The sequence below is a fragment of the Tsukamurella paurometabola genome, assembly GCF_900631615.1.
GTDB lineage: Bacteria > Actinomycetota > Actinomycetes > Mycobacteriales > Mycobacteriaceae > Tsukamurella > Tsukamurella paurometabola_A.
Genome location: NZ_LR131273.1, coordinates 2,415,658 through 2,439,885 on the forward strand (window position 1 = coordinate 2,415,658; position 24,228 = coordinate 2,439,885).

A 24,228-nucleotide genomic window follows, 5' to 3' on the forward strand; every position below is an offset into this window, starting at 1 on the left:
GGCACAATTGCTGGTGGTGTGAAAGTCATGCGAACAACGACGCCGGCGCCGCCGGTCCCGTCGGACTCGACCACGCGGTCCGACGTCGCCGCCGCCCTCACCCGCTGCGGGCTCGGGACGGTGAGCGGTCTCATTCCCATGAACACTCCCGGGATCCGCATCGCCCGCGGCCTCGTCGCCACGATCATGGGCGCCCTCGGCTCGACCCCGCCGGGAACCGCCGTCACCGGAGTCCGCGCGCCGGTGCGCGGTGACTGGGTTCTCGGTCCCGGCGTCACGTACGGCCGACGAGCGATCTACTACGTGCACGGCAGTGCGTACGCGATCTGCTCGGCCCGCACGCATCGCAGCCTGGCCGCGCGCCTGTCGGCCACCACTGGCCTACAGGTCTTCGTGGTCGACTACCGGCTCGCGCCCGAACATCCGTTCCCGACCGCGGCCGGCGACGTCGCCGCGGGCTGGGACTGGCTGCTCACCCAGGGATACGCGGCCGAGGACGTGGTGATCGCGGGTGACTCGGCGGGCGGCCACCTCATCTGCGACCTGCTGCTGCAGCGCGCGGCCACCGATCGCCCGCAACCCGCCGCGGCCGTCCTCTTCTCCCCGCTCATCGACCTCACCTTCGCCCTCGCGGCGCAGCAGGAACGGGTCCGTCGCGATCCGGCCATCTCCGCGGCCGCGGCGAAGCGCCTCGTCGACCTCTACACCGTGGGGATCGACCCGGCGCACCCGCGCCTGCGGCTGGACTTCCGGCGATCGGACCGCCTGCCACCCTTCCTCATCCAGGCCGGCGGCGCCGAGATGCTGTCCGCCGACGCACGCCACCTCGACGCGGAGCTCCGTGGCCACGGCGGCACGAGCACGCTCGAGATCTGGCCCGGCCTCATGCACGTCTTCCAAGCCCTGCCCCGACTCGCGCCGGAGGCCGATGCCGCGCTCCTCCGGGCGCGCGACTTCCTGGCGGGGCTCGACAACGCTCCTGCCGTCACTACCCGTACCGATTCGGAGGCCTCCTGATGTTCGGTATCGACCGACTCCTGCACAACCTCGTCCGCGATCCCCTCACCGCCGACGCCAAGGCCGTCGTGACCGGCGCCGGCAGCGGCATCGGCCGCGCGTTCGCGCTCGAACTCGCCCGTCGCGGCGGCGAGATCGTCTGCGCCGACATCGACGAGGGCCGCGCGAAGGAGACCGTCGCTCTGATCGAGGCCCGCGGCGGAACGGCGCACGCCGCCGTCGTCGACGTGGCCGACCGCGCAGCGGTCGAGAACCTCGCGGCGTTCGTGCGCACCGTCTTCGACGGCCCGCCCACCCTGGTGATCAACAACGCCGGCGTCGGGATCGGCGGCCGCCCCGTGGGTGACATCGGGCTCGACGACTGGAACTGGGCCCTCGGCATCAACCTGTGGGGCGTGGTGCACGGCTGCGAGCTGTTCGCGCCGATGCTCCGTGAGGCCGGGCGCGGCGGCATCATCAACGTCGCCTCGGCCGCCGGGTTCGCAGCCGCCCCGTCGATGGGGCCGTACAACGTCTCCAAGGCCGGGGTCATGTCCCTGTCGGAGACCCTCGCCGCCGAGCTCGCCGGCACCGGCGTGAACGTGACGGTACTGTGCCCCACCTTCGTCAAGACCAACGTCGCGCGCGACGGACGGATCACCGAGGGCAGCAAGAACCTCGCCGGCACCCTGATGAAGCTCACCGGGGTCTCGCCCGCCGGCGTCGCCGCGCAGACCCTCGACGCGCTCGACCTCGGTCGCCTCTACGTGGTGCCGCAGCTCGACGCGAACGTGATCTGGCACCTCAAGCGCCACTTCCCGACGCCCTACGCCCGCGGCCTGGGCCTCATCAACCGGCTCCTGCCCGCCTCCTGAACGCAGCACTCCCCGAAAGGAACTCCGCCATGGCCATGGACCTCGACAGCATGCTCCAGATGATCAAGGACCGGCAGTGGGCCCTCGCCGACATCGACTGGGAGGCGCCGGGCGCCGAACTCATCGACCCGGACCTGCACGCCAAGCTCAAGCCCTTCCTCTCCGACCTGATGTGGATCGAGAACGTGGGCGCCCGTGGCTTCGCCGCGATGGCGCGCAAGGCGCCGACCCCGACCCTCAAGAGCATCTACGAGCACTTCCACGCGGAGGAGCAGAAGCACGCCAACGCCGAGCTCGCGCTCATGCGCCGCTGGGGCATGCTCGACGGCGACGAGATCCCGTCGCCGAACATCAACGTGCAGTTGGTGATCAACTGGCTCGACCAGTACTCCGACGGCATGTCGCTCTCCTTCCTCGGCACCGTCATCCCGATGCTCGAGGTCGCCCTCGACGGCGCCCTGATCAAGTTCATCACCGACGAGGTGAAGGACCCGATCGCCCAGGAGGTGTTCAAGCGCATCAACGCGGACGAGTCCCGACACCTCGCGGTGGACTTCGAGGTCATGGACATGCTCGGCCACGCCGACCTCCGCAAGCGCACCATCGACTTCGTCGGCGGCTGGGTCAAGCCCTCGCTGCTCATCGGCTTCCTCAGCTACGTCCCGCTCCTGAACAAGATGCGCGACAACATCGTGGACATGGGCGTCGACGAGGAGCGGCTGTACGGTGCCATGAAGCGCTACCGCGCTGCCGGTGACCGCAGCGAGTACATCAAGCGGCTCCCGATGTTCCGCGTCGTGGCCTGGCACGGCAGCCGGGTGATCGACCGGGGCAACAAGCTCTACCACGTTCCCGCCGACGCGCTGGTGAAGGCGACCTCCCTGATCCCCTTCCCCCTGGTGCACCGGACCCCCACCTGGTCGCAGGAACTGACCTACGAGCCCACCGCCTGACGAGGACACCTCAGCCATGACCCTCTCCGTAGCCATCATCGGCGCCGGCTTCGCCGGTATCGGCGCCGCCATCCGACTCCGCGACAAGGGGATCGACGATTTCGTGATCCTCGAGCGCGATACCCGCGTCGGCGGCACCTGGCGCGACAACACGTACCCCGGCGCCGCCTGCGACATCCCGTCACGGCTGTACTCGTACAGCTTCGCGCCGAACCCCGACTGGTCGCACACGTACTCCGGCAGCGCCGAGATCCTCTCCTACATCGAGCGGATGGTGGAGACCTCGGGCGTCGGCCCCCGCATCCGGTTCGAGCACACCGTGACCGGACTCGAGTACGACGCCGGCGCGGGGGAGTGGACCATCGCCGTCGACGGCCGTGAGCCGCTCCGCGCCCGCACCGTCATCCTCGCGTCGGGTCCCCTCGCGAACGCCTCGTTCCCCGCGATCCGCGGCATCGAGGACTACGAGGGACACAAGATCCACAGCGCCCGATGGGATCACGACTACGACTTCACCGGCAAGCGGGTGGCCGTCGTCGGCACCGGTGCCAGCGCCGTGCAGATCGTGCCCGAGCTGGTGAAGACGGCCGCCTCGGTCAAGGTGTTCCAGCGCACCCCGGGATGGGTGCTGCCCCGGATCAACACCGAGACGGGCGAATTCACCAAGGGGCTGTACCGCTCGATCCCCGGCGCGCAGCAGCTCGCCCGGGCCCTGTGGTTCTGGGGGCACGAGTCCGTCGCCCTCGGCGTCGTGTGGAACACGCCCCTGACGCGTGTGGTGAAGGCGGTGAGCAAGCTGCACCTGCGACTGCAGGTGCGCGACCCGTGGCTGCGCCGCCAACTCACCCCCGACTTCGCGGCCGGCTGCAAGCGGCTGCTGATGACCAGCGACTACTACCCGGCACTGCAGCGCGAGAACTGCAAGCTCGTCACGTGGCCCATTGCGCGCATCGCACCGCAGGGGATCCGCACCGTCGAGGGAGTGGAGCACCGGTTCGACTGCATCGTCTTCGCCACCGGCTTCGACGTGTCCAAGACCGGCTCGCCGGTCCCCGTCACCGGGCTCGACGGCCGGGTCCTCGCCGACGAGTGGAGCGGCGGCGCCTACGCCTACCGCAGCGTGGCCGTTTCCGGCTACCCCAACCTGTACGTCACCTTCGGCCCCAACTCCGGCCCGGGCCACAGTTCCGCGCTCGTGTACATGGAGGCGCAGATCGACTACATCACCGACGCGATCGCCCAGCTGCTGCGCAACGGCTGGAAGGCGCTCGACGTGCGCGCCGACGTCCAGGAGGAGTACAACCGCGACATCCAGCGCAGGCTCACCGCGACCACCTGGAACTCCGGGTGCAGCAGCTGGTACCTCACCGACGACGGCTTCAACGCCACCATGTACCCGGGGTTCGCCTCGCAGTACGTCGGCCAGTTGCGCACGGTCGATCTGCGGGACTACCGCATCCTGGTGCACGAGGAGGCGGGAGCGGCGGTCGCGGCCGGATAGCATGCGGGCATGACGGAGTACCGGATCGACGACCTGGCGCGGGTGTCCGGGACCACGACCCGCAACATCAGGGGCTACCAGGAGCGCGGCTTGCTGCCGCAGCCGCTGCGCCGCGGCCGGGTCGCGATCTACACCGAGAAGCACCTGCGGAGCCTGCTGGCCATCAACAAGCTGCTCAGCAACGGCTTCAATCTGGGGCACATCGCGACCTTCCTCACCAACCCCGGTGCCCGGATCGGCGACGCTCTCGACCTCAACGAGATCCTCGACGAGCCCTGGGCGTCCGCGAAACGGCCCGTCCTGGACCGGGAGGAGCTCGAGGCACGGCTCGGCCCGCTCGACGACGCCGCGCTCGCGTCGCTCATCGACGCCGGTGTGCTGGCCGAGACCGACGACCCCGATCGGTACGAGGCCGCCGACCCGAACATCGTGCCGAACCTCGGGCGGCTGGTGGACAAGGGCATGGACCTCGCCGTCCTCGTGGACGTCCAGCAGCGGTTCGTCGCGAAGATGAACGAGGCCGCCGAGATCCTCATGACCGCCGCGCACGACGAGGTCGACCGGCGGCGCGGGCCCGGCTGGTTGCCCGCCTCCGACGAGGACGTGGCCTGGGCGGTGGGGCTGCTCGGCGCGATGCGGCGCGCGGGCACGGAGAACGCGCACGCCGCGCTCGACCGGGCGCTCGACGCCGCACTCGACCAGGAGTTGCGGGCCCACAAGGTCGCCGCCGGCGATCGCGCCGACGCCGAGGGTGCCGCTCCAGAGCCCGGCGGGGAGCCGCACACCGCGGTGTAACGTCGGGCGCATGGGACGGATCACGGTGCGGCGTGCGGTGGAGAAGATCACCGTCGGAAGCGATCCCATGCGCCGGATCGACACCCTGGCCGCCGAGGAACCGCTGGAGATCCGGGTCGCCGGTGTACCGCTGGCGGTCACCATGCGCACTCCCGGCCACGACGTGGAACTGGCCGCCGGCTTCCTCGTCTCCGAGGGGGTGATCGCCGCGGCCGAGGAGTTCCGCTCCGCGATCCATTGCGGCGGCCCCGGCACCGGCGGGGAGATCAACGAGTACAACGTGCTCGACGTGGCCCTCGCCCCCGGAGTCCACCCGCCGTCGCCCGAGGTGGCGCGCGCCTTCTACACCACCAGCTCGTGCGGGATGTGCGGCAAGGCCAGCATCGACGCGGTGCGCACGGTGTCCCGGTTCGACGTCCGTGAGGACCCGGTCACCGTCGCGCCCGAGCAGGTGGTGGCGCTGCCGGAGCGGCTGCGCGCCGGGCAGGCCGTCTTCGAGAAGACGGGGGGCCTGCACGCGGCCGGGCTGTTCGACGGTGCGACGGGCGAGCTTCTCGTGCTGCGCGAGGACGTGGGGCGGCACAACGCCGTCGACAAGGCGATCGGCTGGGCGCTCCTGCAGGGACGGTTGCCGCTGCGCGGCACGGTGCTCCAGGTGTCCGGACGCGCCAGCTTCGAGCTGGTCCAGAAGGCCGTCATGGCCGGGATCCCGGTGCTGTCCGCCGTATCGGCGCCGTCCTCCCTCGCGGTGGAGCTCGCCGACGAGGCCGGACTCACGCTGCTCGGCTTCGTCCGCGGCGACCACTTGAACGCCTACACGGCGACCCACCGGGTGCGCTGAGCCCCCCTCGGCGGTGCGCTGCGTCAGACGCGCCACTCGATCCGGTCCACCTGCTCCGGCGGCCACGGCGCGGGCGGCGCGAACGGCTCCCCGGGGAGCGGTACGACGGAGACGGCGGACGCGGGCTTGCGCGCGGGCGCGCCGTCGGCGTCGAGGAGGTACAGCCACTGCCGGTAGCCGGTGTCGTCGCGCTCGGACCGCACCTGCACGCTGGAGCCCAGCGGGATCGGCGCGAGGTACTCGATGATCGCGCGGTGCGGCGCCGCCAGCAGCGGATCGCCGTTGAGGTCGTCCTCGACGAGCTGCAGGTACGCGGCGTTGTTGAGGTGTTGGTACGGGTCGAAGTCGGTGGCGCGCAGCTTCACGGTGTAGTCGCTCTCCGACGGCTCCGGCGGCGTCGCGGTGTTGAGGGCCTTCCACCGCAGGCGCGTCTCGGTGACGTACTGCTGCAGGTACTCCATGCCGCCGTCGCTGATATGGGTCGGCATTCCCGTGTCCGCGCTGAACCGGATCCAGAACGCCTCGGTCTCGACGTGGCCGCCGGCGCTGCCGCGCAAGGTGATCCGCATGTTGCACCAGCGCGAGCTGGTGGACTCGCACCAGCGCAGCAGCGTCACGTCCGACGGCCAGTGCAGCGGCTCGTGCACGTCGACGATGCTGCGCCGCACGAGCCAGTACGGGTCGGTGGCGTCGAACCCGCGGTGGAACATCTCGTCGTTCGCCATGTCCTGCAGGTAGCGCGCGACCGCGTCGAGCCGGACCCGCCGCTCGGGATCGACATCGCCCGTGCGGACGGGCCAGCTCCTCTCGAAGGAGGGACCGGGCGGCGCTGCCTGCAGGAACTCGTAGTCGCTCACATGGCGAGCCTAACGAGACGGGCGATCAGTCGCGCTGGAACTTGGCCTTCAGCGCGTTGATCCGATCCTCGTTCTTCTCGTGGCGCTCCTGCTTCTTCTGCTCGTGCGCGGCCTTGCGGGCGGCCTTCGCCGCCGCGTCCGCGGCGTCCTGCTGCGCCTCGAGCTCGCTGAGCACCTCGTCGAGCGGGCGTCGCGCGATGCGGCCGCCGGCCCGCGCGACCTGCGCATCGAGGGCGTCGGTCGTGGGCTCCTCGGTCTGCACGATGATCGCGTTGTTGCCGGGCGGGAGCTGCTGCGCGAACAGGGAGATCACGTCGTCGCTGTCGTCGAGGTTGCTCGCGTCCACGAGCGCCCCGGTCGCCGTGCCCACCGACATGCCCAGCAGCATGCCGACCGGACCGCCCAGCACGCCCACGAGCATGCCGATGAGCGAACCGCTCAGCGTGCCGGTGCCCGTCGTACCGTCGGTCGTCTCGGGGATGTCGTAGGTGCCGTCCGCGTTGCGCTCGACCAGCGCCGACGAGATGACGCCGTAGGTGTCCGCGGTGTTCTTGAGCTCCGAGTACTCCTCGTAGGTGGCGGCGCGGGTGGGCAGGGAGATGACGGCGACGTATTCGCTCATGGCAGTTCCTTGTATCAGTGGGTGATTCGTACGGGTGGTGCCTTCGCAAAGCCTACGCTGCGATCGTGAACAGGCGGGGACAACGCGGAACGCCCACCGCGCCGGGCGCCGCGCATGACAGGGTGTAGGCCATGGCTGAGGTGACGATCGTCGGTGCCGGTGTGATCGGACTGTCGTGCGCGGTGCGCCTGCTCGAGGCGGGCCACGACGTGCGCGTGTACGGGCGGGCGCTCACGCCCGATATCACCTCCGCCGTGGCCGCCGCCGTCTGGTACCCCTACCTTGCCGAGCCCCGCGACCGGGTGACGGGCTGGTCCGCCGCGACGCTCGCCGAGTTCACCGCCCTCGCCGCGCACGGTGCCGACGGGGTGGTCATGACGCCGGGGACGGAGATCTTCCGCGAGCCGGTCCCGGAGCCGTGGTGGACCTCCGCCGTGCCGTCGGTGGAGCGGGTCGACGCGCCGCGCCCCGGCTACGCCGAGGGCTGGAGCTTCGTCTCGCCCGTCATCGAGATGCCCGTCTACCTGCCGTGGCTCGCCGGCCGGGTCCGGGAGCTGGGCGGCACCGTCGAACAGCGGGACGTCGCCTCCCTCGCCGAGCTCGACGGCACCGTCGTCAACGCGACCGGGCTGGGCGCGCGCGAGTTCGTCGGCGACGCCGCCATGGAACCCGTTCGTGGACAGGTGGTCTACCTCGAGCAGGTCGGCGTGGACCGGTGGTGGATCGACGACTCCGCGCTCGACACCGGCGTCACCACGTACGTCGTCCCGCGCTCGCGCGACGTCGTGGTCGGCGGGACCGAGGACCACGGCGCCGAGGACCTCACGGTCGACCCCGCCACCGCCGGGGCCATCGTCGCGCGGGCCCGCGCCCTCGTCCCGGAGCTCGCGGAGGCCCGCGTGCTCGGCCACAACATCGGCCTGCGGCCCTCCCGCCCGACGGTGCGGCTCGAACGGGAGGGCGACGTGATCCACTGCTACGGGCACGGCGGTGCCGGGGTCACGCTCAGCTGGGGATGCGCAGACGAGGTGGTCGCACTCGTCCCGTGAGCGCCGCCCGAGCGGGCGCACGGGAAGCGAAGCGGGAGAAACGTACTGGCGCCGATGCCACCGGCGAGCCGGCGTTCGTACCGCCGAGCGATGACGCGCTCCAACCCACTACCGGCACGCGCGCCGCCGCGCCGATGTCCCTCCGCGCCGCGCCGGTTGCGGCCCGTGATCCTTTGCGGTAGCCCGCACCTCTCCCATGCGGCAGCGATCCAGCCGCGGCGGGACTACCGTCGAAGTATGTGCCGGAACATCACTGAACTGCGCGGGCTCGAGCCCGCCGCCACCGACGAGGAGATCGAGGCCGCCGCGCGCCAGTACGTGCGCAAGGTCTCCGGGATCCAGAAACTCAGCGACGCCAACCGCGACGCCTTCGAGAAGGCCGTCGCGAAGGTCACCGCAGCCACGGAGGAACTGCTCGACGCGCTACCCGCGCGCCGCCAGCCGCCGAAGACGGTGCCGCCGCTGCGCCGTCCCGAGGTCCGGGCGCGGATCGAGGCCAGGGCCGCCCGCGGGGCATGACCCCCCGGCCCGGCGCCGCGAGACCCCGTCGGGACCGATGTCCGTTCGCTCAGTCCCCGACCGCAGCGACGTCGTCGTCGGCTCCCGCCCGGGGCGGAGCGCCCTCGTCGACGGTGGCGCTCGGGCCTGCTTCCGGGGCGGTGCCCGGGCCGTCCCTGCCGGAGGTTCCGTCCGAACCCTCGCCGCCCGAACCCGTGGGACCGTCGGGGGCCGCAGTACCGGTGGATGGCCCGCCGCTCGCCACTGTCTCGCCCGCCGGACGCTCGGCCGCGGACGCCGTCGACGGCGGCGTCAGTGCCTCGGTCAGGATTCGCCCGTTCTCCGCCACGACGGCACCGGCCGCACCCAGCCCCGCCCGAACCGCGGAGACGGGATCCCCGGTGGCAGCGAGGTCCGCGGCCGCGGCGTTCGCGGTCTGCGTCGCCCCGAGCAGCGACAGTTCCGGCACGAAGAAGGCTGCGGCGAAGAACGCGTTCGTGCCGTGCACCACCGCCGTCTCCACCGGACCCTGCGGCGCCGGCGTGATACCGAAGGGAGGGGGCGTCGTGAGCGGTGGCGGGGTCGGCGCCACCGGCGGTAGCGGCTGCTGCAACGCGGCGAGCAGGTCGGTGCGCAGTGCCCCGACCGAGCCCGTGCCACGCCCGATCCGCATCAGGTCGAGCACCCCGATGATCACCCCGTTCTGGAACCGCGGCACCACCTGATTGAGGTCGTTGCCGATGATGCCGGTCATCGCGGCATCGGCGGGGCGCGTCACCTCCGCCGCGCCCGCACCGAGCGCCCGGAGCGGTCCGCCGCCGGCCGCGCGGACAGCCGCGCCCGGCGCCGCGAGGACGCCCGCCGGCACGCGGACCGCGCCCTGCAGCGCGTACGGGCAGATCGCGGCACAGTTCTCCAGCTGGTTCTGGGCGAACTCGCCCAGCAGCGCGCCCGGCGGAGGAGTCGCCGCGAAGGCCGGGACGGTCGCGCACACCGCGAACGCCGCTATCAGGGAGAGGGATAGCCGCCTGCGCATGGCTGCGAATCTACTCGCGGTGTGAGGTGAATCACAGTCCTGCCTCGAGTGGGCAAGGTGCTCGACCCGACCGTTGCTACGGTGGCCGAGTGACCGAATGGGTGGAGGTCCTGAAAGTCCTGGTCGACGGCCCCAGGGTGCCGGTCCGGGGCATCGTTCGCACCATGAACGCCGAGCTGATCGGGAAATCGCAGACCTTCGGGTTCATCGGAGCGCCGCCGCTGATGGTCGGCATCGACGGCCACGACGTCCGGGTGTGGCGGGACGGGCGGCGGGTCCGGGTCGAGCAACCCGATGGCACCCCGCTGTTCATCACCGATGGAGAGACGGCCTGGCAGTTCGGTGCGGACGGTGCGACCCCCACCGCTGCGGAAGCGGGGCGCGTGTACTACCACGGTCCCGGCGCGGAACTGCTCATCACGCGGAGCGCAGCCGAATGGCTGAGCGACGACTTCACGCGCCCGGCGCGGCCGGTTCGTGAGGTCGAGTACCTCGGGCGACGGTGCTGGGACGTGGAGCTGGCACCGCCGGAACACAAGCCGCACCCCATGCAGATGGTGGTCGATCGCGATTCCGGGGCGGTGCTCGAGCAGCGCAGCGACGCGTTCGGCTTCTCGGTCGGATTCACGGAGTTCGTCGTCGGCGAGGACGTGGACGACTCGACGTTCGCCTGGCGGGGGGATGCGATCTCGATGGACGAGGCACGCGCGGCGGACCGTGCGGCGTGGGAGGCGAGTCGCTCGGCGATACAGGAGGACCGACGCACGTGGTTCACCGGCAACGTCGCCGATCCCTCGTTCACGGTCTCGATTCCCGTCCAGCTGACGGTCTCGGACTTCGACGAACTCGATGAGGGCGACGGCGGCTTCTCCGCCAGACTGACCTCGAACTGGGGTTGGCACCTGGAGGGAACGCTGCTCCGCCGCCCGAGGGGCCCTGAGCCGTGGAACCCGGGCCGGGGGCTCGACGCGACGATTCGGCGCTGGTCCACCGAGCGGTTCGACTGGGCCTGCTGGCTCCACGGGATCGCCCTGGACGATGTGACACTCGCACAGTTGCAGGCGCACCTGCATCCCGGCGAGGACGCGGTGGACGAGTACACCGAACCCGCCTGATCTCCACCCGCTCGTCCACCCGCGGGTGGATCCGATCGTCGCAGCTCGCGGGCATCGTCGACGGCATGACACCGGCACTGGAACTCAGATCGCTCACCAAGACCTACCGGACCGCGACGGGGGAGCGGTTCACCGCCGTCGACGCCGTCGACCTCACGGTCCGACAGGGCGAGGTCGTCGCCTTCCTCGGCCCCAACGGCGCGGGCAAGAGCACCACGATCGACATGATCCTCGGCCTGATCGCCCCCGACTCCGGGACGGCGACACACGCCGGCACCGTCGCCGCGGTGCAGCAGTCCGGCGGCCTCCTGCCCGCACTCACCGTGCAGGACACCGTCGAGCTGATCGCCGCGCTGCATCCCGGCTCCGACCCCGACGCGGCGATCGCCCGCGCCGGCCTCGGCGACCTGCGGCGGCGCACCGTCGGGAAGTGCTCCGGCGGGCAGCAGCAGGCCCTGCGGTTCGCCCTCGCGCTGCTCGCCGAGCCCGACCTGCTCGTCCTCGACGAGCCGACCGCGGGCATGGACGTCGACGCCCGCCGCCGCTTCTGGGCCGCGGTCCGCGACGACGCCCGGCGCGGCACCACGGTGCTGTTCGCCACCCACTACCTCGACGAGGCGGACCAGTTCGCCGACCGTGTGGTGATGATCGCCGGCGGACGGATCGTCGCCGACGGCGCCACCGCCGACGTGCGCGCCGCCGCCACCGGGCGCCGCGTCTCCGCCGTCCTCGGGCCCGACGGTGCCGCCGCCGCTGTCGCGGCCGTGCCCGGCCTCCGCGTCGCGGAGGTCCGGGGCGAGCGCACCGTCTTCGCCGTCGACGGCGATCCGCGCACCTCCGACGACGCGCTTCGATTCCTGCTCACCCGCACCGACGCCCGGGACGTCGAGACCCTCACCCACGGCCTCGAAGAGGCCTTCCTGCAGCTCACCGAGGAGAAGGCATGACCACCACCGCGACCACGGCGACCCCCGGCTGGGGACTCACGCCCCGCTTCCTGCTGCTCGACGTGCGGCGGCAGCTGCGCAACCGGCAGACCCTCATCATCACCACCGTGCTCCCCGTCGTGCTCTACCTGGCGCTGCACGCGCAGGCCGGGGCGGACGCCCACTTCGCGCACGGCGACTTCGCCGCCTGGATGATGATCGGCCTCGCGCTGTACGGCGCCGCCGCCGCGGCCACGACGACGGCGGCGCAGGTCGCCGCAGAGCGGTCGACGGGCTGGGTGCGCACTCTGCGCCTCACCCCGCTGCGGCCGCCCGGCTACATCGCCTCGAAGGTGGTGAGCGCCCTGACCATGTCGGCATTGCCGGTCGTCGTGCTCGCGGTGCTGTCCGCCGCGACCGGGGCGCGGGCCGAACCGCGGGTCTGGGCCGGGTCGCTGCTCATCGCGTGGCTCGGGTCGGCCCTGTTCGGGGCGCTGGGTCTGGCGCTCGGTCTCGCGCTGCGGCCCGAGATCGTGATGCACGTGCCGGGGCTGCTGCTGACGGTGCTCGCCTTCGGCGGCAACGTCTTCTTCCCGCTGTCGGGCGGGATGCTCACCTTCGCGCAGTACACCCCGATGTACGGGATCACCGCCCTCGCCCGCTACCCGCTGACCGGCGGCGAGACGCTGACCGGGGCGCACACCTCCCTGCTCGGCGCCGCCGCCAACGTGGCCGTGTGGTTCGTCGTCTTCGCCGCGGCCGCGGCCCTGGCATACCGGCGCAGTGGCGAACGCTGAGCCGCTTCCCGGCGATTGTGAGGCACATCACACCGGCGTAGCCTGGAGGCATGTCCACGCACGAACCGCGAACCACACCGAACCTCATCGAGCGGGTGAAGTACCTCATGGGGATGCGCCTGCCCGATTCCATGCACGACTGGGTGGTCAACGACGCCACCGGCCCGGGCCACAACCGTCGCTTCTTCATCCGCGGCGCACTGATGTTCGTGCCCTTCCTCGTCGTCGCCCTGATCCTGCCCTCGCCGCTGTGGGTCAAGCTGGCGCTGGTCGCCATGATGGCCCTGCCCGCGATCGTCTTCGTCGGCGGCCTCCGCTCGATCTACCTGCAGGAACTGCTCGCCGACAACGGCATCGACCCGCACACCGAGAGCGGCAGCCAGCTCGAGGAGCACCGCCGTCGCGCGCGGGAGTACGAGGCGAAGTACCGGCACCGGGCGGCGTAGCCTCGCCGGGTGACGGCAGAACGCTCATGGGCCCCCGGGTACCCGCTCGACCTGCACGGCACCGTCGGCGTGCTCCGCCGCGGCGCGGGCGATCCCGCCTTCGCGCGCACGCCCGACGGCGCCGTCTGGCGCGCCGTGCACACCCCCGACGGCCCGGGAACGCTCCGCCTGCACTCCGCGGGCGGGACCGTATCCGCCCGCGCGTGGGGGAGCGGCGCCGCGTGGCTGCTCGACCGCGCCCCGGCGATGACCGGTGCGGACGACGACCCGTCGGCCCTGGAACCGCGGCACGACGTCGTGGAGCGGGCCGTCGCCGCGTCACCCGGCCTGCGCCTGACCCGCTCGGACCGGGTGTGGGAGGCCCTGGTCCCCGCCGTGCTGGAGCAGAAGGTGGTCGGCGCGGAGGCGTGGCGGTCGTGGCGCACCCTGGTGCGACGGTTCGGCACCGTCGCCCCGGGGCCGACGGGAGGCCCCGACCTGCGCGTTCCGCCACCGCGCACCGACTGGGCCGCGATCCCCGCGTGGGAGTGGCACCGCGCCGGCGTCGAACCCGTGCGGATGCGCACGATCATCGGGGCGAGCGCCGTCGAGGTCGAGCACCGCCCCGCGAAGCTCGGGGCCCTTCCCGGCATCGGGCCGTGGACCGTCGGGGACGTGCTGGGCCGGGCGTGCGGTGACCCGGACGCGGTGCCGGTGGGCGACTACCACCTGCCGCGGATCGTGGGAATAGCCCTCGCGGGCGAGGCGTTGGACGATCCCGGAATGCTCGACGTGCTCGAGCCCTACCGCGGTCAGCGCGGCCGCGTGATCCGGCTGCTGGTCCGGGCGGGCGTCGACCGGGAACGTCGCGGGCCGCGGGTGCCGGTGCGCGACTATCGTGGCCTGTAGGCAATGCATTTTGACCAGTGTGAGTTCAGACGGGTAAGCTTGGTCGCCGTGCCTGGGTAACCAGGACTATTCACACGTGTCCATGGCTAGGCCGGACCTCCGGAACCGCCCATGGACACGCGACACGCCCGACCTCGGGGTACGTGCGAGGCGGGTAGCTACTTCCCGGAAACGGGACTGACCAGCGGAAACGACGCGAGTCGGCGAAGCCGGTGGGGCCGCGCTGCGGAAGTCGTTCTCCCCTCCGCGGGGGCGCGCGACTTGCCCGGAGCTACAACCGCAGCAGTAGGAACACGCCGGCCGTGCGGTCGGCGACAGCCGAAACGAAGGAAACAGCGCTTCTATGCCAACTATCAACCAGCTGGTCCGCAAGGGCCGCCGGGACAAGGCGTCCAAGACGAAGGTGGCCGCCCTCAAGGGCTCGCCGCAGCGTCGTGGCGTGTGCACCCGCGTCTACACCACGACCCCGAAGAAGCCGAACTCGGCTCTCCGTAAGGTCGCCCGCGTCCGTCTGACGAGCTCGGTCGAGGTCACCGCGTACATCCCCGGCGAAGGCCACAACCTTCAGGAGCACTCGATGGTGCTCGTCCGCGGCGGTCGTGTGAAGGACCTCCCGGGTGTTCGCTACAAGATCATCCGCGGTTCGCTCGACACCCAGGGTGTCAAGAACCGCAAGCAGGCGCGGAGCCGCTACGGCGCGAAGAAGGAGAAGGGCTGATGCCTCGTAAGGGACCGGCGCCCAAGCGCCCCGTCGTCAACGACCCCGTCTACGGCTCGCCCGTGGTCACCCAGCTGGTGAACAAGGTGCTGCTGGACGGCAAGAAGTCCACCGCCGAGCGCATCGTCTACGGCGCGCTCGAGGCGACCCGTGAGAAGACCGGCACCGATCCGGTCCTCACCCTCAAGAAGGCGCTCGACAACGTCCGCCCGTCGCTCGAGGTGAAGAGCCGCCGCGTCGGTGGCGCCACCTACCAGGTGCCCGTCGAGGTGAAGGCCGGCCGCGCCAACACCCTCGCGCTGCGCTGGCTGGTGACCTTCACGCGGCAGCGTCGCGAGAAGACCATGATCGAGCGGCTCGCCAACGAGATCCTCGACGCGAGCAACGGCCTGGGCGCTTCCGTGAAGCGTCGCGAGGACACCCACAAGATGGCCGAGGCCAACCGGGCGTTCGCGCACTACCGCTGGTGATCTGATCCCGCGGGCCGGCCGACACCGGGCGGCCCGCGGGACACCGGAGTTCCAACCATCCTTTAACGAGAACGAGGCTTACCACCGTGGCACAGGAAGTGCTTACCGACCTCACGAAGGTCCGCAACATCGGCATCATGGCGCATATCGATGCCGGTAAGACCACCACGACCGAGCGCATCCTCTTCTACACCGGTGTGAACTACAAGATCGGTGAGACCCACGACGGTGCCTCGACCACCGACTGGATGGAGCAGGAGAAGGAGCGGGGTATCACCATCACCTCCGCCGCCGTGACCTGCTTCTGGAAGAAGAACCAGATCAACATCATCGACACCCCCGGGCACGTCGACTTCACGGTCGAGGTGGAGCGTTCGCTCCGCGTGCTCGACGGTGCCGTCGCCGTCTTCGACGGCAAGGAGGGCGTCGAGCCCCAGTCGGAGCAGGTGTGGCGCCAGGCCGAGAAGTACGACGTCCCGCGTATCTGCTTCGTCAACAAGATGGACAAGCTGGGCGCCGACTTCTACTTCACCGTGCGCACCATCGAGGACCGCCTCGGTGCGAAGCCGCTCGTCCTGCAGCTGCCGATCGGCGCCGAGGACGAGTTCGACGGTGTCGTCGACCTGCTCGAGATGAAGGCCATCACCTGGCGCGGCACCGTCGCGATCGGCGCCGAGCCGACCATCGAGGAGATCCCCGCCGACCTCGCCGACAAGGCCGCCGAGTACCGCGAGAAGCTGCTCGAGACCGTCGCCGAGTCCGACGAGGCCCTCATGGAGAAGTACTTCGCCGGCGAGGAGCTCTCGATCGAGGAGATCAAGGCTCAGATCCGCAAGCTCACCGTCGACCGCGAGCTGTACCCGGTCCTGTGCGGCTCGGCGTTCAAGAACAAGGGCGTGCAGCCCATGCTCGACGCCGTGATCGACTACCTCCCCAGCCCGCTCGACGTGCCCTCCATCGAGGGTCACGTGGTGGGCAACGAGGAGGAGATCATCTCCCGCAAGCCGTCGTCGGAGGAGCCGTTCTCGGCCCTGGCGTTCAAGATCGCCGCGCACCCGTTCTTCGGCAAGCTCACCTTCGTCCGCGTGTACTCGGGTCACATCGACTCGGGCACCCAGGTCCTCAACGCGACCAAGGGCAAGAAGGAGCGCATCGGCAAGCTCTTCCAGATGCACGCCAACAAGGAGAACCCGGTCGAGGACGCGACCGCGGGCCACATCTACGCGATGATCGGCCTCAAGGACACCACCACCGGTGACACCCTCTGCGATCCCGCGAACCCGATCGTCCTCGAGTCGATGACGTTCCCGGACCCGGTCATCAACGTCTCCATCGAGCCGAAGACCAAGTCCGACCAGGAGAAGCTCGGCGTCGCGATCCAGAAGCTCGCCGAGGAGGACCCCACCTTCTCCGTCGAGCTCGACGAGCAGACCGGCCAGACCGTCATCGGCGGCATGGGCGAGCTGCACCTCGACATCCTCGTCGACCGCATGCGTCGCGAGTTCAAGGTCGAGGCCAACGTCGGCAAGCCGCAGGTGGCCTACCGCGAGACGATCCGTCGTCCCGTCGAGAAGCACGAGTACACCCACAAGAAGCAGACGGGTGGCTCGGGCCAGTTCGCGCGCGTCATCATCAAGCTGGAGCCGCTGGAGGACGCCGAGGACGGCGCCACCTACGAGTTCGTCAACGCCGTGACCGGTGGCCGCGTCCCGAAGGAGTACATCCCCTCGGTCGACGCCGGCGCCCAGGACGCGATGCAGTACGGCGTGCTCGCGGGCTACCCGCTGGTGAACGTCAAGGTCACGCTGCTCGACGGCGCGTACCACGACGTGGACTCGTCCGAGATGGCGTTCAAGATCGCCGGCGCGCAGGCCTTCAAGGAGGCCGCACGCCAGGCCGGTCCCGTCATCCTCGAGCCCATCATGGCTGTCGAGGTCACGACCCCCGAGGACTACATGGGTGACGTGATCGGCGACCTCAACTCCCGCCGTGGCCAGATCCAGGCCATGGAGGAACGCAGCGGTGCCCGCCTGGTGAAGGCTCAGGTCCCGCTGTCGGAGATGTTCGGCTACATCGGCGACCTCCGGTCGAAGACCCAGGGCCGGGCGAACTACTCCATGGTCTTCGACTCGTACGCCGAGGTTCCGGCGAACGTGTCGAAGGAGATCATCGCGAAGGTGAACGGGGAGTAATTCCTCCCCGCTCTCCGGAGCGTGGCGCCCAGGCTCCGCCGCGGCGTCAGACTCACGGCCTGGCCGTGGCGTCGAAAACAACCGAAAGAAAACACCCTTGCCGGGCAACCGGCCCGGCAAGCACTCAAGTCCAGGAGGACACCAAGTGGCGAAGGCGAAGTTCGAGCGGACCAAGCCGCACGTGAACATCGGCACCATCGGTCACGTCGACCACGGCAAGACCACCCTGACGGCTGCCATCACCAAGGTTCTGGCCGAGAAGTACCCGGACCTCAACGAGGCCTCGGCGTTCGATCAGATCGACAAGGCGCCCGAGGAGAAGGCTCGTGGCATCACGATCAACATCTCGCACGTCGAGTACCAGACCGAGAAGCGCCACTACGCTCACGTCGATGCGCCGGGTCACGCCGACTACATCAAGAACATGATCACCGGTGCTGCCCAGATGGACGGCGCGATCCTGGTCGTGGCCGCCACCGACGGCCCGATGCCGCAGACCCGCGAGCACGTGCTGCTCGCCCGCCAGGTCGGCGTGCCCTACATCCTGGTCGCCCTGAACAAGTGCGACATGGTCGACGACGAGGAGATCCTCGAGCTCGTCGAGATGGAGGTCCGCGAGCTGCTGGCCTCGCAGGAGTTCGACGAGGACGCCCCCGTCGTCCGCGTGTCGGGCTACCAGGCCCTGCAGGGCGAGGAGAAGTGGGTCGACTCGATCGTCGAGCTGATGAACGCCGTCGACGAGTCCATCCCGGACCCCGAGCGTGAGACCGACAAGCCCTTCCTGATGCCGGTCGAGGACGTCTTCACGATCACCGGTCGTGGCACCGTCGTCACCGGTCGCGTCGAGCGCGGCATCATCAACGTGAACGAGGAGGTGGAGATCGTCGGCATCCGCGAGAAGTCGACCAAGACCACCGTCACGGGCATCGAGATGTTCCGCAAGCTGCTCGACTCGGGCCAGGCGGGCGACAACGTCGGCCTGCTGGTCCGTGGCCTCAAGCGCGAGGACGTCGAGCGCGGCCAGGTCGTCGTGAAGCCGGGCACCACCACCCCGCACACGGAGTTCGAGGGCCAGGCGTACATCCTGTCGAAGGACGAGGGCGGCCGCCACACCCCGTTCTTCAACAACTACCGTCCGCAGTTCTACTTCCGTACCACGGACGTGACCGGCGTCGTGACCCTCCCCGAGGGCACCGAGATGGTCATGCCCGGCGACAACACCGAGATGAGCGTCAAGCTCATCCAGCCGGTCGCCATGGACGAGGGCCTGCGCTTCGCGATCCGCGAGGGTGGCCGCACCGTCGGTGCCGGCCGCGTCACCAAGATCATCGCCTGATCTTCGGTAGTCAGCCGTGAACGGCGTCCCTCCCTTCGGGGAGGGGCGCCGTTCCGCGTTTCCGGGTGGCCGCCGGGGCCTGCGTCACAGCGCGTCGACCGCCGCGAGGATCTCGGCCGGCGCCGACCGGGTCGTGTAGTCGGGATGCACGTCGATCCACCGGACGACGCCGCCGTCCGCGACGAGCACGGTCGGGTAGGGGAGCCTGGTCGTGCTGTCCGCGTTGACCTCGGTCACGTCGAGGCCGAGGGCCAGCTGCGCCGCGCGGGCCTCCTCGGACGGGGCGGTGACGATGCCCAGCGCCTCCGCGATCACCAGCCCGGGGTCGGAGAGCACCGGGAAGACGAGCCCGTTCCGCTCCGCGGCCGAGAACGACCCGTCGGGACGCTGCGGGCTGATCGCCACCAGCCGCACGCCCCGCTCCGCGAGCGCCGGCGCGAGTTCGTCCCGGTAGGTGCGGAGGGTCAGGTTGCAGTACGGGCACCACGTGCCGCGGTAGAAGACGATCACCGCGGGCCCGCCGCCGAGCACCCCGGACAGCGTGGCGGGCGCACCGTGGGGGTCGAGGACCGGCCCGTCGGGCAGCGGGGAGCCGGGGCGCGCCGCCCCCGCCACTGGGCCCGCGACGGCGAGGGCGCGCTGTTCGGCGGCGAAGACCTCCATCGGGCCTCCGGCCGCGGTGGTCCTCGACTTCAGGGCGGACAGCGCGTCATCGATGCCGGTCATCGCTTCACGGTAGGCAGGCCGGCGGCCGGCCGCGCGGCTGCGGAAGGAACGTCGAGGAATCGTCATCTCGGCGCGACGAATCGCGCCGCGCGGGGGTGGACATCGGCGATAATCGCCTCGACGGCGTGGGGCGCGGCCCCACCGGAGGCGAGGAGAAGACGGATGCCGAAGCTGATGAGGGTGCTGGCCACGGGGCTCGCGGCGCTGGGCTGCGCCGCACTGGTGCAGGCGCCCGCGCAGGCGGACGGCCGGATCGACGAGGGCCGGTTCGTCGTGGCCACCAAGAACCTCCACGACTTCACCAAGCCCTTCGGCGATCGGACCACCGACGCCCAGATGGTGCGGTTCGGCTACCGCGCCTGCGCGGCCCTGGATCGCAATCCCACGAGCACCGCCGCGGCCACGCGCGACCTCTACAACGACACGCTGGCGTACCCGCTGTGGGAGCGGCAGCAGCTCGTCTTCTACGCCGCGCAGTACCTGTGCACCCGCCACTGGGACCGGTACAAGACCTACCCGTGACGCGTGCCCGCCGCGGCGAGCACGGATCGGCGGATCCGGATCAGCGGGCCAGGTAGCGGGCGAACGTCCAGCCGTAGATCGCGGACTCCAGGTCGTGCCGGGCCGCCGACACCGCGACCTCCACGAGCGCGCGCTCGACGAGGCGGGACCGGAGCGCCGCGCCGTCCGGCGGCCCGCTGCCCGCGGTCAACGACCGGGGCGGTGTGCGCGCGAGACTCAGCGCGTCGGCGAGCGCGTCCTGGTCGAGCAGGAGTTGATCGAGGACCGCGGGCGGGACCTCGTGCCCGGCGGCGAGGTGGCGCCGCGCCTCCACCCGGGCCTCGTCGACCCCGATCGCGTACTCGGGTTCGACGGTGACCCGCTCCAGGTCGCGCAGCAGGGCGCGGGCCTGGCGGTCGGCCTCGTCGGGCCGCAGGCCGCGGACGTGGGCGACCCGCGCGGGGGACGCGACGACCTCGAAGCGGGTCAGCCGCTGGGGCAGCACCTGGCCAGGATGCCGCTCGCCGACGAGCTTCCACGGGCCGTTCGGGATGTGGTGCGCGCGGCTCGGATGGGTCGTGGCGACCGCGCGGATCGTGCAGCCCTCGGCCTCGGCGAACTCGACGAGCTGGCGCACGGGATCGTCGACCGTGGCCCACGCGGCCGCGGTGGGGACGTTCCACAGCACCCGGACACCGGCCGGGACGATGGTGCCGAGCGGCAGCCATCCGGCGTCGGTGGTGGTGGCGACGAGCAGCGGCTCGGTGCCGCGCGTGAGGTACGCGACGGCCCAGTTGAGACCCGATTCGGGCAGGTGCGGACCCCCGCGCAGCGACCCCAGGATCGACGCCACGACGCCGCGAACCTGTTGAACAGCAGGGTCTTCCGGCGGTGGAGCGCCGGGCGCGGGCGGCCGGATGATGGGTACGGGAACGAGAACTGGAAGGTCGATAGCCCCTCCTCGAACGACCCGGACGTTGCGATCTCAATGGTATCGGATGGCTCCGCGGGGCGCCCGCGGCGGTGCCCGCGGTGGCGAAAGGCCCGGCGATCCCGTCTCGGGTCCGCCGGGCCTCGCGGTCCGGTTATCCGCTCTTGCGGCGGAACTGCTGCTGGTGGCTCTCCGAGCCGTGCGGGGCCTGTGGCTTGGTGGCCCCGTCGAGGTGGGCTGATCCCTTACGATTCGATGCGTTCTTGCGTTCGAGTGCTTCCTTGAACTTGTCGGCGATACCGTCGGCGGTCATGGTGTCTCCTCTCGTCGGCGTGGGTTCACGCTAAACCGGACACGGACGGATGTCACCCGATTTGCGGCAAGACCGTTCGCGGGGGGAAGGAAGTGGTCATGAGCATGTACGTGGTGACGGGGGCGGCCTCCGGGTTGGGCGCGGCGACCGCGGAGCGGCTGCACGCCGCGGGGCACGGGGTGATCGGCGTCGACCTGCAGGGCACCGACGTCGAGGCCGATCTCGGGACGCCCGGGGGCCGGTTCGAGGCGGTCGCGCGGATCGGCGAGCTGGTCGGCTCGGCGCCCCTCGTGGGCTTCGCCGCGTTCGCGGGGCTCGGGCCGGCGGCGGGCCGGTCCGGGGCGTCCGTCGTCGCGGTGAACTACTTCGGGGCCGTCGACCTGCTGGTGGGGCTGCGGCCGCTGCTCGCCCGCGAACCGTCCGCGGCGCTGCTGGTGAGCTCGAACTCCACCACCACCCAGCCCGGCTGGCCGATGGAGCTCGCCGAGGCCTGCCTCGGCGGCGACGAGCACGCCGCGGCCGATCTCGCGGACTCGTACGGCGAATACGCCTCGGTCCTGGCCTACCCGGCGACGAAGGCGGCGCTGGCCTACTACGTGCGCAGCCACGCCGCCGAGTACGTGCAGCAGGGCATCCGCCTCAACGCCATCGCGCCGGGGCTCATCGATACCCCGATGACGCAGGCCGGCCGCGCCGACCCGCAGCTCGGCGCCGCCATGGACGCCTTCCTCGACCTGATCCCGGCTGGGCGGGCCGGCCGGCCCGAGGAGATCGCCGCGCTCGCGCAGTTCCTGCTCGGCCCGGAGTCCGGGTACTGCGTCGGCTCCGTCGTCTTCGCCGACGGTGGCCTCGACGCCCAGCAGCGCCCGACGGACTGGCCGCGTCCCGCGGCGCCGCCGGAGTGAGACTCAGCGCGTGAGCCACCCCTGCGGTGCCTCCTCCAGCGCGGCGGCACGGTAACGGTCGGTCCTCCGCGGCGCTGCCGTTGCTCCGCTGGGCGGTGGATCGGGGCTCACTACCGCCGGCGGAACTGCTGCGGCGGCTGTGACGAGGCGGTCGAGTGCCACGCCGAGCGGGTTCTCCTGTCGTTGTAGCTCGTCGACCAGCTGCCGCCGTGCCACGGATGTCGCCTGCATTCCGGCGGCCAGCCGTCGTGCGGCGAGCGCGTCGACCCGCGCGAGCGCGGCGTTCGTGGCCTGCGCGATCGACGCGCCGAGCTGCATGCGGTCCATGCGTTCGCTCTCCCCGTGCAGGGTCACCTGGACGACGGTGCCATCGACGCGTACGCGGACGGTGACCGCGCGATCCGTGGAGCGCGCCTCGGCGGTGAGGCCGGCCGACTCCGCCCGTGCGGCCCGGAGTGCGGCCGCGTGTTCTTCGAGCTGCTGCGCCATCGACGCCAGGTACTCGGTCATGCGCGGAGTCGTTTCAGGGCGGTCCCCACCGCCCGACGCACGCGCGGGTTCGGATCGTCGGCGTACTGCTCGATGAGCGGGACATCTTCTGCGGTACCGATTTTGCCGAGCGCGCGGATCGCCTCCTGATTGACGAATTCGTACTGAAGGTAGTCGCGCGCGACGTCGCGCGATTCGGGGCGGCGGAACCGGCCGAGGTAGCGCACCAGCGCGATGCGAGTACCGGTGTCGAGATCGTCGCCGCGCGCGAGGGCCAGTATGCGGTCGTAGTCGTCCTTGGTCGCGATGCGGCAGAGAGCCTCCATCGCCCAGATGCGGACCGCGCTCGGCAGCGGTGGGTCCGTCCGTGCGAGTTGCTGGAAGAGTGCCTCGATCGCGGCGCGATTCCCCTTGGCGGAGGGTTCATCGAGAACCAGAATGAGAGAGGTGCGGAGGTTCTCGCGGTGCCGGGTCTCCGGGCCGGGAACGCGATCGTCGAGATGGCCGAGCCAATCGGCGTAGACGTCGACCACCGGTCGCGGTGGATTGCGGAGCGATCGGAGCCTGCTCACCGTATACGCGCGTACGCCCACGGCTTCGAGGTCGTCGACGATACGGATATCGAATCCTCGTTCTCCCTGGACGAACCGAGTCAGGCCGTCACGCCAATCGTCGCCCTCGGGCATGCCGGGATATTCGATGAGAGTCATGGGACGGGCACTCCTACGCGGTTCGAGTCGTGGGGTCGGCTGGGATCGGTCGGCGGCGGCTTCCAATTCACCGGCGGCAGGAAGGGGGCGGGCTTCTGGCCGCCGAGGTTCTCGTCGAGCTCCATCCGCAGCACGGTGATCCTCCCTTCGTCCTGGAGCTTCTCCACCTCGGGTGACAGCGTGGTCCGATGGTCGGTGATCAGGGTCATCGTGTAACCGTTGGCCTGCGTCCAGTTCGCAATATCGATGATCTGACTGTCGCTCGGCCCGGTGTCGTTCGTGTTCTTGACCTCGGTCACCTGCCGAGTGACGTCATCGCGGATATCGGGCACGCGATACCCGCCGCGGCCGAGCGGATTGGGTGGGTAGATCCGCGTCTTCTTCTTGCCGGGCGGAATGCCCGCGCGTCGCTCGCCCTCCCTGCCGCGAGCCCAGTTGTTGCCGTTCCCGGCGACGGGCTTGTCCGGCCGCGCGTACCGCCCGAGCAGCGGAGACACGACTCGCAGTGGACACCGACGCACACCTGCTGCGCGCCTACGCTGTCGCGATCGACGTGCGCGTCACCAGTCCGAATGTCACGGACGCTCTGAAGATCGTCACCGAGCATCGAGAGGGTCTCGCCTTCGAGGTGCTGGTGCCGTACGTGGACGGCGACGACCACTTCATGATCGACACGGACTCGATGACCCTGAGCACCGGGCGGCACCGTCTCTGGCACACCGGCGCGACGCCGTCGGCCTGA

The 24,228-nt window shown here is 70.7% G+C and carries 29 protein-coding genes; 20 read left to right on the forward strand and 9 right to left on the reverse strand.

Annotation, left to right across the window (positions count from 1 at the left end):
* Positions 1-27 precede the first annotated feature (27 nt).
* Genes ELY19_RS12000 through fdhD form a run of 6 tightly spaced genes read left to right on the forward strand, consistent with a single transcriptional unit; the run spans position 28 to position 5,961 of the window.
* A complete protein-coding gene (locus tag ELY19_RS12000) occupies positions 28-1,017 on the forward strand; it encodes an alpha/beta hydrolase (RefSeq protein WP_126196403.1) in 990 nt (329 codons plus the stop codon).
* Positions 1,017-1,871, forward strand: a complete 855-nt coding sequence (locus ELY19_RS12005; protein WP_197715894.1) for an SDR family NAD(P)-dependent oxidoreductase — start codon at positions 1,017-1,019, stop codon at positions 1,869-1,871. The genes ELY19_RS12000 and ELY19_RS12005 overlap by 1 nt, the downstream gene beginning before the upstream one ends.
* A gap of 29 nt (positions 1,872-1,900) precedes the next feature.
* Entirely contained in the window at positions 1,901-2,824 is a 924-nt protein-coding gene (locus tag ELY19_RS12010; RefSeq protein WP_126196405.1) for a ferritin-like domain-containing protein, read from the forward strand.
* A 16-nt stretch (positions 2,825-2,840) separates the two neighbouring features.
* A complete protein-coding gene (locus ELY19_RS12015) occupies positions 2,841-4,325 on the forward strand; it encodes a flavin-containing monooxygenase (RefSeq protein ID WP_126196406.1) in 1,485 nt (494 codons plus the stop codon).
* A 9-nt stretch (positions 4,326-4,334) separates the two neighbouring features.
* Positions 4,335-5,120, forward strand: a complete 786-nt coding sequence (locus ELY19_RS12020; protein ID WP_126196407.1) for a MerR family transcriptional regulator — start codon at positions 4,335-4,337, stop codon at positions 5,118-5,120.
* A 10-nt stretch (positions 5,121-5,130) separates the two neighbouring features.
* A complete protein-coding gene (gene fdhD / locus ELY19_RS12025) occupies positions 5,131-5,961 on the forward strand; it encodes a formate dehydrogenase accessory sulfurtransferase FdhD (RefSeq protein WP_126196408.1) in 831 nt (276 codons plus the stop codon).
* Between the two features lie 23 nt (positions 5,962-5,984).
* Here fdhD and ELY19_RS12030 read toward each other — a convergent pair whose 3' ends face one another.
* The gene (locus tag ELY19_RS12030) at positions 5,985-6,818 is read right to left on the reverse strand and encodes an acyl-[acyl-carrier-protein] thioesterase (RefSeq protein WP_126196409.1); all 834 of its coding nucleotides are present in this window, start codon (positions 6,816-6,818) and stop codon (positions 5,985-5,987) included.
* Positions 6,819-6,843: 25 nt separating this feature from the next.
* Entirely contained in the window at positions 6,844-7,440 is a 597-nt protein-coding gene (locus ELY19_RS12035; RefSeq protein ID WP_126196410.1) for a DUF1269 domain-containing protein, read from the reverse strand.
* Positions 7,441-7,571: 131 nt separating this feature from the next.
* Between ELY19_RS12035 and ELY19_RS12040 the strand changes: the two genes are divergently transcribed.
* Together ELY19_RS12040 and ELY19_RS12045 are read left to right on the forward strand one after the other, a co-directional pair.
* The gene (locus ELY19_RS12040; RefSeq protein ID WP_126196411.1) at positions 7,572-8,489 is read left to right on the forward strand and encodes an FAD-dependent oxidoreductase; all 918 of its coding nucleotides are present in this window, start codon (positions 7,572-7,574) and stop codon (positions 8,487-8,489) included.
* A 237-nt stretch (positions 8,490-8,726) separates the two neighbouring features.
* Entirely contained in the window at positions 8,727-9,008 is a 282-nt protein-coding gene (locus ELY19_RS12045) for a DUF2277 domain-containing protein (protein ID WP_126196412.1), read from the forward strand.
* A gap of 49 nt (positions 9,009-9,057) precedes the next feature.
* Here the strand turns inward: ELY19_RS12045 and ELY19_RS12050 are convergent, their stop codons facing one another.
* Positions 9,058-10,023 carry a hypothetical protein gene (locus ELY19_RS12050; RefSeq protein ID WP_126196413.1) on the reverse strand — a complete coding sequence of 322 codons (966 nt, stop codon included), beginning with the start codon at positions 10,021-10,023 and terminating at the stop codon, positions 9,058-9,060.
* An 89-nt stretch (positions 10,024-10,112) separates the two neighbouring features.
* Here ELY19_RS12050 and ELY19_RS12055 point away from each other — a divergent pair, with 89 nt between their 5' ends.
* From ELY19_RS12055 to tuf, 9 genes are all read left to right on the forward strand, one after another.
* Positions 10,113-11,138, forward strand: a complete 1,026-nt coding sequence (locus ELY19_RS12055; protein WP_126196414.1) for a LolA family protein — start codon at positions 10,113-10,115, stop codon at positions 11,136-11,138.
* A 65-nt stretch (positions 11,139-11,203) separates the two neighbouring features.
* Complete coding sequence (locus tag ELY19_RS12060; protein ID WP_126196415.1) at positions 11,204-12,085, forward strand: ABC transporter ATP-binding protein; 882 nt, start codon at positions 11,204-11,206, stop codon at positions 12,083-12,085.
* Positions 12,082-12,861: an ABC transporter permease gene (locus ELY19_RS12065; RefSeq protein ID WP_126196416.1), complete on the forward strand. Its 780-nt coding sequence runs from the start codon at positions 12,082-12,084 to the stop codon at positions 12,859-12,861. Before ELY19_RS12060 ends, ELY19_RS12065 begins: the two co-directional genes overlap by 4 nt.
* A 50-nt stretch (positions 12,862-12,911) precedes the next feature.
* Positions 12,912-13,307, forward strand: coding sequence for a DUF5313 family protein (locus ELY19_RS12070; protein WP_126196417.1), 396 nt, complete (start codon positions 12,912-12,914; stop codon positions 13,305-13,307).
* 9 nt (positions 13,308-13,316) lie between these two features.
* Positions 13,317-14,195, forward strand: coding sequence for a DNA-3-methyladenine glycosylase family protein (locus tag ELY19_RS12075; RefSeq protein ID WP_126196418.1), 879 nt, complete (start codon positions 13,317-13,319; stop codon positions 14,193-14,195).
* Between the two features lie 343 nt (positions 14,196-14,538).
* Positions 14,539-14,913: a 30S ribosomal protein S12 gene (gene rpsL, locus ELY19_RS12080; RefSeq protein WP_068522692.1), complete on the forward strand. Its 375-nt coding sequence runs from the start codon at positions 14,539-14,541 to the stop codon at positions 14,911-14,913.
* A complete protein-coding gene (rpsG, locus tag ELY19_RS12085; protein ID WP_126196419.1) occupies positions 14,913-15,383 on the forward strand; it encodes a 30S ribosomal protein S7 in 471 nt (156 codons plus the stop codon). Before rpsL ends, rpsG begins: the two co-directional genes overlap by 1 nt.
* 86 nt (positions 15,384-15,469) lie before the next feature.
* Positions 15,470-17,575, forward strand: coding sequence for an elongation factor G (fusA, locus tag ELY19_RS12090; protein WP_126196420.1), 2,106 nt, complete (start codon positions 15,470-15,472; stop codon positions 17,573-17,575).
* A gap of 145 nt (positions 17,576-17,720) precedes the next feature.
* A complete protein-coding gene (gene tuf / locus ELY19_RS12095; RefSeq protein WP_126196421.1) occupies positions 17,721-18,911 on the forward strand; it encodes an elongation factor Tu in 1,191 nt (396 codons plus the stop codon).
* Positions 18,912-18,995: 84 nt separating this feature from the next.
* Here tuf and ELY19_RS12100 read toward each other — a convergent pair whose 3' ends face one another.
* A complete protein-coding gene (locus tag ELY19_RS12100; RefSeq protein WP_126196422.1) occupies positions 18,996-19,637 on the reverse strand; it encodes a peroxiredoxin-like family protein in 642 nt (213 codons plus the stop codon).
* Between the two features lie 162 nt (positions 19,638-19,799).
* Here ELY19_RS12100 and ELY19_RS12105 point away from each other — a divergent pair, with 162 nt between their 5' ends.
* Entirely contained in the window at positions 19,800-20,159 is a 360-nt protein-coding gene (locus ELY19_RS12105) for a DUF732 domain-containing protein (RefSeq protein ID WP_126196423.1), read from the forward strand.
* Positions 20,160-20,199: 40 nt separating this feature from the next.
* On the opposite strand, the gene ELY19_RS12110 is transcribed toward ELY19_RS12105, so the two are convergent.
* The gene (locus tag ELY19_RS12110; protein ID WP_126196424.1) at positions 20,200-20,991 is read right to left on the reverse strand and encodes a hypothetical protein; all 792 of its coding nucleotides are present in this window, start codon (positions 20,989-20,991) and stop codon (positions 20,200-20,202) included.
* A 232-nt stretch (positions 20,992-21,223) separates the two neighbouring features.
* The gene (locus tag ELY19_RS23500; protein WP_164711587.1) at positions 21,224-21,382 is read right to left on the reverse strand and encodes a DUF5302 domain-containing protein; all 159 of its coding nucleotides are present in this window, start codon (positions 21,380-21,382) and stop codon (positions 21,224-21,226) included.
* Between the two features lie 98 nt (positions 21,383-21,480).
* Between ELY19_RS23500 and ELY19_RS12115 the strand changes: the two genes are divergently transcribed.
* Positions 21,481-22,287 (forward strand): SDR family oxidoreductase, encoded by an 807-nt coding sequence (locus tag ELY19_RS12115; RefSeq protein ID WP_126196425.1) that lies wholly within the window; start codon positions 21,481-21,483, stop codon positions 22,285-22,287.
* Positions 22,288-22,290: 3 nt separating this feature from the next.
* Here the strand turns inward: ELY19_RS12115 and ELY19_RS12120 are convergent, their stop codons facing one another.
* The 3 genes from ELY19_RS12120 to ELY19_RS12130 are packed head-to-tail and all read right to left on the reverse strand — an operon-like array spanning position 22,291 to position 23,983.
* Positions 22,291-22,797 (reverse strand): YbaB/EbfC family nucleoid-associated protein, encoded by a 507-nt coding sequence (locus tag ELY19_RS12120; protein ID WP_126196426.1) that lies wholly within the window; start codon positions 22,795-22,797, stop codon positions 22,291-22,293.
* Entirely contained in the window at positions 22,794-23,486 is a 693-nt protein-coding gene (locus tag ELY19_RS12125; protein ID WP_126196427.1) for a HEAT repeat domain-containing protein, read from the reverse strand. Before ELY19_RS12125 ends, ELY19_RS12120 begins: the two co-directional genes overlap by 4 nt.
* Positions 23,483-23,983 (reverse strand): putative toxin, encoded by a 501-nt coding sequence (locus ELY19_RS12130; protein WP_164711588.1) that lies wholly within the window; start codon positions 23,981-23,983, stop codon positions 23,483-23,485. Before ELY19_RS12130 ends, ELY19_RS12125 begins: the two co-directional genes overlap by 4 nt.
* Positions 23,984-23,991: 8 nt before the next feature.
* On the opposite strand from ELY19_RS12130, the gene ELY19_RS12135 reads away from it, so the two are divergent.
* Positions 23,992-24,228: a hypothetical protein gene (locus tag ELY19_RS12135; protein WP_126196429.1), complete on the forward strand. Its 237-nt coding sequence runs from the start codon at positions 23,992-23,994 to the stop codon at positions 24,226-24,228.